Here is a 7,244-nt window from a genome sequence, read left to right as displayed (position 1 = left end):
GTTGCACCTACGAGATGCCCTTCGGGATGGTTGAAAAGGTTCTGTGAGAAGTCCAATTCTTCCACCACGACAGGGCATTTCGCCGTTACGACACGCTCACCGACCCAACCGAATCGGTGCATCCAGGGTAAGTCGTCCGCCTACCGCAGCATCAGTTGTCCGCCATCCACCGCGAAGACTTGTCCGGTCATGAAGCGAGCGCCATCCCCTGCAAGAACTCGACCACCGGTACGAGGTCGGTGTCGACGTCGACGAGCTTGCCACCCAGAGGGATGGAGGTCCGCAATGCTTGGTCGTGATGTGCCAACTGGTCGGCGGTCATCGATGCCCGGGTCTTGTCGTACATCGGTGTCCAGATCGCGGGGGCGATGGCATTCACCGCGATCCCGAATGGAGCCCATTCGACGGCGACCGACCGCATCCACGCGAGACCGCGCCTTTACTCGCCGCGTAAGCCGCTTTACCTGGGTAACCCTTGACCCCCGCAGCGGATGCGAGATTGATAATTCGTCCTCCTTTCTCTCGTAAGTGTTGGAACGCGGCCTGGTTCGTCAAGAAGGTACCCGTGGCATTGACCTCCATGGTTCGTTTCCAGATCTCGATCGGCGTTTCCTCCGCAGCTGCACCGGGTGCTATTCCTGCGGCATGGACCACCACATCGATTCCACCCAGATGTGAGGCAGCTCTGTCGAATGCCTCTTCCACTGAATCTTTTTCAGAGACGTCGCACCTCATGAAGGTTGCCCCCGACTCGGCCGCGATGCGCGAACCCTCCGGTTCGTCGATGTCGACGGATACAACGCTGGCGCCGGCAACTCCGAAGGACCGGACAAGCCCGGCGCCCATCCCGCTGGCGCCGCCTGTTATTACCGTACGGCGGCCGGCCAGAGACGATTTCTGATAAGTGTTGGCGTCAAGGGAGCGTTTGTGGTTGCCCAGCGACTGTGCACTTTGAGACATGGTGCCGTAATTGTCGACTACCAGTCGTCGCTACCGAGTACGCGTGGCCGCCAGCTCGATACTGCAACCTCGACGATCGAAGCACTGCCCGACGTCGTCGAAGCGGTTGCAGGTCGGGTCGAGGTCTACCTCGACGGGTGCTCGACATCATGCAGGACGAGACCGAGAACGCTCTTGGTCTGCTGGGTTACACCAACGTCGCCGAGGTCGAGCGGAGTTGCGTCGTGCTGCCGCATGCGCGTTGGCGGACGCAGGTACGGGAAGTCGTCGCTGCTGCCGACCGAACAGGACCACCTGTCAATCGATCGGTCGGCTGAGAAGAGGAAGTGACCGCGCCTCTTCGTATTCCGCCGCGAGTGCGTCGAGGATCCGTTGCTTATGATTCGAGGACAGCAGGCGTTTCGATGCCATAGCCGACGCCGGGGCAAATTCGGCAATCGTCCGGGCGTACCCGCGAACGACATTGTCGAAGTCGTCCAGAGGGATCTCCTTCGCGGCCAGACCCAGGCGTACCGCCTCGACCGAGTGGATCCATCGGGAACTCAGGACGATATCCATCGCCGCTTGCCGGCCTATCAGCGCCGGCAGGAGGTAGCTGCTACCGGCCTCTGGCACGGTCCCCAGCGCCGTGAAGGGCGCTCGGAGCCTGCAACCCTCGGCGACGAGGACGACGTCGCACAACAACAGCAGCGTCATTCCGAACCCCACCGCTACACCATGTGGGGCTGCGACAACCGGTTTCGTCATCCCGGCCAGCGTCCCGACAAGTTTGGCGAACCGTGTTCTCAGTTCTTCGGGATCAGAGGTCGCAAGGGCGTCCAGGTCAACGCCGCTCGAGAATGCCCTCCCCGCACCACGAATGAGGATGACTCGGACAGCATCATCCAGATCAGCCTCCGCGAGAGCCTGTGTGAGCTGCAGATAACCGGTGGAAGTAAATGCGTTGAGGCGTGCTGGGCGATCAAGAGTCACCAGACAGAATCCATCGATGACTTCTACGCCGATCTCGGCAGGCGACAAGATGTCGGTCAATCGTCTATCTCCTCGGTACCGGGATGGAGTGAAGCAATCTGGTGAACGGGATCACCGTTCGGCGCATGAGGTGCACGGAAGGCGCCCGAAGTGCGGCAGTCGTGGCCGTTCGGTAATCAGACCGTCGCGGTTTCGGGCATCTCCGGGATGGCGGACAGCAGTGTCCGGGTGTAGTCCTGCTCCGGATCGGAGAACAGAGTCTCGGTGGGGGCGTGTTCGACAATCTTGCCCGCTCGCATCACCGCAACAGAGTGCGCGAGTTTCTCGACCAGGGCAAGGTCATGGGTGACGAACAGATATGCCACACCCCGCTCTTCCTGGATGTCGAGCAACAGATTGATCACCTGGGCCTGCACGGACACATCCAGTGCTGCAACAGGCTCGTCGCACACGATCAACGACGGATCCGTGCTCAGTGCGCGGGCAATCGCGGCACGCTGCAGCTGACCACCGGATAGTCCGGAGGGGTAGCGGTCGAGCAGATGAGTGCCGAGGCCGACGCTGTCGAGCAACATGGCGGCCCGGTCCTTCAATTCACTTCGAGGGCACAGGCCGTGCACCAAAAGGGGTTCTGCGACTGCCTTCCAGATCCGCATACGCGGGTTCAGGGACGAAAAAGGGTCCTGGAAGATCATCTGCGCGTCGCGCCGGAAGCTCCGCAGATCGGTGCCGCGCAAACCGCGCACGTCTTGCTCGCGAAAGGTGATCTCGCCCGAATCTGCATCGGTCAACCGCAGCACGAGGCGACCCGTGGTGGATTTTCCTGCCCCGGATTCGCCCACCAGTGCAAGGGTTTCACCCTCGTTCAGCGTGAACGACACATCGTCGACCGCTGGACGAGCGGTAGCCCCGTGCGAGAAGGTCTTCGATAGCGAGCGAACGTCGAGGAGAGACATGGTGCTCCTTGGGTCAGCGAATGCCACAAGTTGTGTGATGTGTGCAACATAGTATACAAAGTTTCCTAAGTAAAATTGCATTTTCCGCCGCCCGGTCCGCGGGCGGCCCACGTGGAGGGATTGCCGTGACGGCGATGAACCTGACGGATCTGGCAGCGACCTACGAAAGCAAGCCCGCGATCGTGATGGCCGGAAGCGGTGCGACACTGAGTTACCGTGAGCTCGAGGAGTCGTCCAACCGAATTGCTCACCTGTTCAGGCAACGTGGACTGCAGGCTGGAGATCATATCGCGATCCTCATGGAGAACTGCCTGGATATGTTCCCGGTCGTCTGGGCTGCGCAGCGGGCCGGGCTTCTCTATACACCGGTCAACTGGCACTTGGCTGATGATGAAGCCGCCTACGTCGTCGAAAACTGCGGTGCTCGTCTGCTTGTCCATTCGGAACAGCTCGACCGGCTCGCTTCCGTCATCACATCCGGAAACCACGATGTCGAAGCAAGATTGACAGTGGGGAACGCATCGCCGAGCGGAGCCGAGCGGCTAGCCGATGCGGCTGCCGCACTTCCGCTTACGCCGATCGGCGACGAGCTCGAGGGCTACTACATGTTCTACTCGTCGGGTACCACAGGTCGCCCCAAAGGCATTCTGCCCGAACTGACCGGCGCGCCTTTCGGCACAGGACTGAACATCGACTCCACGATGCATAATGCCTTCGGGTTCGGTCCGGACACCGCGTATCTGAGCCCCGGCCCGCTCTATCACGCAGCGCCGCTCGGATGGAGTATGGGTACCGTCCGCAACGGCGGCACTGCGATCGTCATGGAGCGGTTCGATGCCGAGGCCGCCCTCGCTGCGATCGAACGGCACCTGGTCACTCATGCCCAGTTCGTGCCGACGATGTTCGTGCGCATGCTCAAACTGCCGGATGAAACCCGGGCACGGTATGACGTAACGAGCTTGCGTGTGGTCATCCATGCGGCGGCACCGTGCCCGGTTGAGGTCAAGGAACGCATGATCGAATGGTTCGGCCCGAAGATCCTCGAGTTCTACGGCGCCACCGAGGGTAACGGGTTCTTCATGATCACCACGCCGGAGTGGCTCGAACACCGGGGATCTGTCGGCAAGCCGACCATCGGCGAAGTACACGTCTGTGATGACGACGGAAACGAACTCGGTCCGGGCGAAGTCGGCAGCATCTGGATGAGCGGCACGGCGACGTTCGGATACCACGGCGACACCGACAAGACTTCCGGCGCATACAACGACAAGGGGTGGAGCACGCTCGGCGACCTCGGACACGTGGACGAGGACGGCTACCTCTACCTCTCTGCCCGCCGGACCGACCTGATCCTGTCCGGCGGGGTGAATATCTACCCGCAGGAAATCGAGGATGCGCTCACGATGCATCCGTCTGTCCTTGACGTTGCAGTGATCGGCCTACCCGACGACGAGATGGGTCAGCGGGTGCATGCCGTGGTGACGCCGGCGGACGGGGTCGTCGCGGACGACACTTTCGCGGCCGAGTTGATCGCTCATGCGCGTGAGAAGCTTGCGCATTTCAAGGCGCCCCGGACTGTCGAGTTCGGTGAGGTGCCGCGTTTGCCGAGCGGCAAGATCCTCAAGCGCGCGCTGCTTGCCCGCTACGAGGGCACAAACGTCGCGAAGTAGCAGGCGCGCAGCAGAAAGACAGCACCGCGGGGGCGGTACACGGGCCACACCGAGTTCGTAAGGAGAACCATGGCCGTTCACAGATCACGGCGCGTCATCGGGGCAGCAGCCCTCGCCGTGACAATGCTCGCCGCAGGTTGCGGATACGGGCCGAGCAGTGCGTCGGAGACGACGGACCTCGGCACCGCGGTCCTCGACCGCAACGCGGACCTGGTCGTAGCCACGACCGCGGTACCAACGGGGTTCGATCCACACCGGGAGCGCACGTCGGGGGAGCGTGTGTACTACTACCTGGTCTTCGACCGCCTGACCAGGGCAGAGACCGGTGGTGAGATCGTGCCGATGCTCGCCGAATCGTGGGAGACCGCTCCCGACGGGATGTCGATGCGGATGTCGCTCCGTGAGGGCGTCGAGTTCCACGACGGCACCCCGTTCGATGCCTCGGCGATGGTCGCGTCGATCACCCGCGCACAGCAATTGCCGGACTCGGTGGTGGCACCGTTCCTGAAGACCCTCGATCACATCGACGTCGTGGGGGACCACGAGGTGGTGTTCCGCTATTCGGCGCCCACCCCGGACATGCCGACGATTCTGGCCGGGCCGGCCGGCGCGATGATCAGCCCGGCTGCGATCGCCGACCCGAACCGGGACCTGCGTACCGATCCGGGGGACGCCGGCACCGGTCCGTACGTCGTGGGCAAGTTCGTGCCCAGCCAGTCCGTGAGCTACTTGCGTGCCCCGGACGAGAACTGGGACCCCGATGCGGGTGCCTTGGCCGAGCTGGAGATTCGTTTCATCGCCGACGATCGAACGCGTGACTCCGCAATCCGCGCCGGCGAGATCGATGTCGCATACGTCAACGGTGTGGTGGCGCAAGCAGTGCGGCAGGCGCAGCTCGCTGCGCAGGGCAACACCTTGCGGCTGGTCGAGGTACCGACCAACCAGCTCGCGGCCTTGTGGTTGCAATCCGACCGACTTGCGGATCCCAGAATTCGTGAAGCGCTGGTGCAGGGGATCGACCGCGACTCCATCGCAAATGGTTACTACCAGGGGACCTGCGTTCCGTCCGCACAGTTGTCGAGGGAAGGTTTCCCCGGACACGTCGATGACTTCGTCGATCCGTACCCGTACGATCCGGCGAGAGCACGAGAACTCGCCGAGGAAGCCGGCTGGAAGACTTTCGAGATCTCGTACACCGCTGGCCGTGAAGCACTCCCGGTCATCGCCGCCGACAATCTCGCCGAGATCGGTGTCGACACCGTACTCCGGCCCGGCACGAGTATCGAGGCACTGACAGCCTTCCGAACAGGACAGTCCGATTCGTTCATGTACGCGATCGGGCCCGAGGGCACGGTCGCGAACACCGTGAAGTGGACGATGGCCGACTCGCGGCTCTCCTACGAGGATCCTGCACTGTCCGCCCTGGCCGACCAGGCTTCCAGGACGATCGATCCGCAAGAGCGCGAACGGATCAACGCTCAGCTCGTCACGGCTCTCGCCGAAGCTGCGATCTTCGTTCCGATCTGCCACTACAACACGTACTTCCTCACCGCATCCGACGTGGTCGGCTTCGACAAGGCGCTCAACGGTGAGTCCCAGTTCATGATGGACCTGCGCTACGTCGGGCGGGTCGGAAAGGAAGGACAATCGTGACGACGCTGCGCCGGGTGGTCATCACGACCCCCATCCTGTTCCTCCTGGTCACCTTCGCGGTGTTCGCAATGATGGCCGCCGCCCCCGGAGACCCGGCGATCGATCTTGCCGGGCAGAACGCCACAGCCGAGGACATCGCGCGTGTTCGCGCCGAACTCGGACTCGACAAGTCCTTCCTCGCCCAGTATTGGAATTGGCTCTCCGGTGTGTTCACCGGTGACTTCGGCACCTCGTACAGCCGCCGCCAGCCCGTCGCGGAACTCATTGCGTCGCGCCTCGAACCGACCCTGTCGCTTGCGCTGGTCGCGATCGTCATCGCAGTTGTGCTGGGCGTGGGGCTGGGGATCGTCGCCACCGTGCGACCCGGCGGTGTGCTCGACCGGATCGTCGGTGTGCTGTCCTCCGCGGGCATTGCACTGCCGCAGTTCTGGGTCGGCATGCTCCTGGTCATGGTCTTTGCACTGACTCTGCGCACGATGCCCGCCACCGGCTACGTCCCACTGTCCGAGGGCGTTGTCCCATGGGCCGCCCATATCGTGCTGCCGGCTGTGGCGCTCGCCGTCATGCCCGCCGCCGAACTGGCCCGGCACACCCGAGGCTCGGTGCTGGAGGTCCTGGACAAAGACCACATCCTCACTGCACGGGCAAAAGGCATACCGACCTGGCGGATCTACACGATGCACGTCGCGCGCAATGCGGGCATCCCGATCGTCACCGTACTGGGCATCCGCATTGCGCAGCTGCTCGGCGGCACCGTCGTGATCGAAACCGTTTTCGGTATCCAGGGTCTCGGCACCTTGACGATCGACTCCGTGCTGGGCCGTGACATTCCGACAATTCTCGGAGTCGTTGCGCTCGCGGCTGCTGTCGTACTGGTGATCAACTTATTGGTCGATCTTTCCTATCGCTTCATCGATCCGAGGACGGTCAACCGTGTCGCTGCATGATGAAAAGGACACGGTTGCGGCCGTGCCGGAAGCCGAGAAGTTACCGACAGCCGAAAAACTGCCCGACACGGGCACGAGTATGGTAG

At 62.7% G+C, this 7,244-nt stretch carries 8 protein-coding genes; 4 read left to right on the top strand and 4 right to left on the bottom strand.

Annotated elements, in window-relative coordinates:
- Positions 1–187: 187 nt before the first annotated feature.
- Complete coding sequence (locus WAW17_RS19345) at positions 188–421, bottom strand: hypothetical protein (protein ID WP_422334549.1); 234 nt, start codon at positions 419–421, stop codon at positions 188–190.
- A complete protein-coding gene (locus WAW17_RS19340; protein WP_422334547.1) occupies positions 376–846 on the bottom strand; it encodes an SDR family NAD(P)-dependent oxidoreductase in 471 nt (156 codons plus the stop codon). Before WAW17_RS19340 ends, WAW17_RS19345 begins: the two co-directional genes overlap by 46 nt.
- Positions 847–927: 81 nt before the next feature.
- Here WAW17_RS19340 and WAW17_RS19335 point away from each other — a divergent pair, with 81 nt between their 5' ends.
- Positions 928–1,290 carry an alpha-hydroxy-acid oxidizing protein gene (locus WAW17_RS19335; protein ID WP_422334546.1) on the top strand — a complete coding sequence of 121 codons (363 nt, stop codon included), beginning with the start codon at positions 928–930 and terminating at the stop codon, positions 1,288–1,290.
- Here the strand turns inward: WAW17_RS19335 and WAW17_RS19330 are convergent.
- The gene (locus WAW17_RS19330) at positions 1,258–1,992 is read right to left on the bottom strand and encodes an enoyl-CoA hydratase/isomerase family protein (protein ID WP_422334545.1); all 735 of its coding nucleotides are present in this window, start codon (positions 1,990–1,992) and stop codon (positions 1,258–1,260) included. The two genes, WAW17_RS19335 and WAW17_RS19330, sit on opposite strands and share 33 nt — an antisense overlap.
- Before the next feature lie 116 nt (positions 1,993–2,108).
- Entirely contained in the window at positions 2,109–2,888 is a 780-nt protein-coding gene (locus tag WAW17_RS19325) for an ATP-binding cassette domain-containing protein (protein WP_422334544.1), read from the bottom strand.
- 134 nt (positions 2,889–3,022) lie between these two features.
- Between WAW17_RS19325 and WAW17_RS19320 the strand changes: the two genes are divergently transcribed.
- From WAW17_RS19320 to WAW17_RS19310, 3 genes are all read left to right on the top strand, one after another.
- On the top strand, positions 3,023–4,558 hold the full coding sequence (locus tag WAW17_RS19320; protein WP_422334548.1) for an acyl-CoA synthetase: 1,536 nt from the start codon (positions 3,023–3,025) through the stop codon (positions 4,556–4,558).
- Between the two features lie 69 nt (positions 4,559–4,627).
- Positions 4,628–6,211, top strand: coding sequence for an ABC transporter substrate-binding protein (locus tag WAW17_RS19315; RefSeq protein ID WP_422334543.1), 1,584 nt, complete (start codon positions 4,628–4,630; stop codon positions 6,209–6,211).
- Positions 6,208–7,158, top strand: a complete 951-nt coding sequence (locus tag WAW17_RS19310; RefSeq protein ID WP_422334542.1) for an ABC transporter permease — start codon at positions 6,208–6,210, stop codon at positions 7,156–7,158. Before WAW17_RS19315 ends, WAW17_RS19310 begins: the two co-directional genes overlap by 4 nt.
- Positions 7,159–7,244: the final 86 nt, after the last annotated feature.

The organism is Rhodococcus sp. (in: high G+C Gram-positive bacteria) (assembly GCF_049286785.1).
Classification (GTDB): Bacteria; Actinomycetota; Actinomycetes; order Mycobacteriales; family Mycobacteriaceae; genus Rhodococcus_F.
This window is presented reverse-complemented; position numbering and strand designations above follow the sequence as displayed.

What these genes read in the sequence shown, in the direction of transcription:
- WAW17_RS19345 (WP_422334549.1), bottom strand. Translation starts at nt 421, where the DNA reads ATGCGGTCGGTCGCCGTCGAATGGGCTCCATTCGGGATCGCGGTGAAT.
- WAW17_RS19340 (WP_422334547.1), bottom strand. Translation starts at nt 846, where the DNA reads ATGGGCGCCGGGCTTGTCCGGTCCTTCGGAGTTGCCGGCGCCAGCGTT.
- WAW17_RS19325 (WP_422334544.1), bottom strand. Translation starts at nt 2,888, where the DNA reads ATGTCTCTCCTCGACGTTCGCTCGCTATCGAAGACCTTCTCGCACGGG.
- WAW17_RS19320 (WP_422334548.1), top strand. Translation starts at nt 3,023, where the DNA reads ATGAACCTGACGGATCTGGCAGCGACCTACGAAAGCAAGCCCGCGATC.
- WAW17_RS19315 (WP_422334543.1), top strand. Translation starts at nt 4,628, where the DNA reads ATGGCCGTTCACAGATCACGGCGCGTCATCGGGGCAGCAGCCCTCGCC.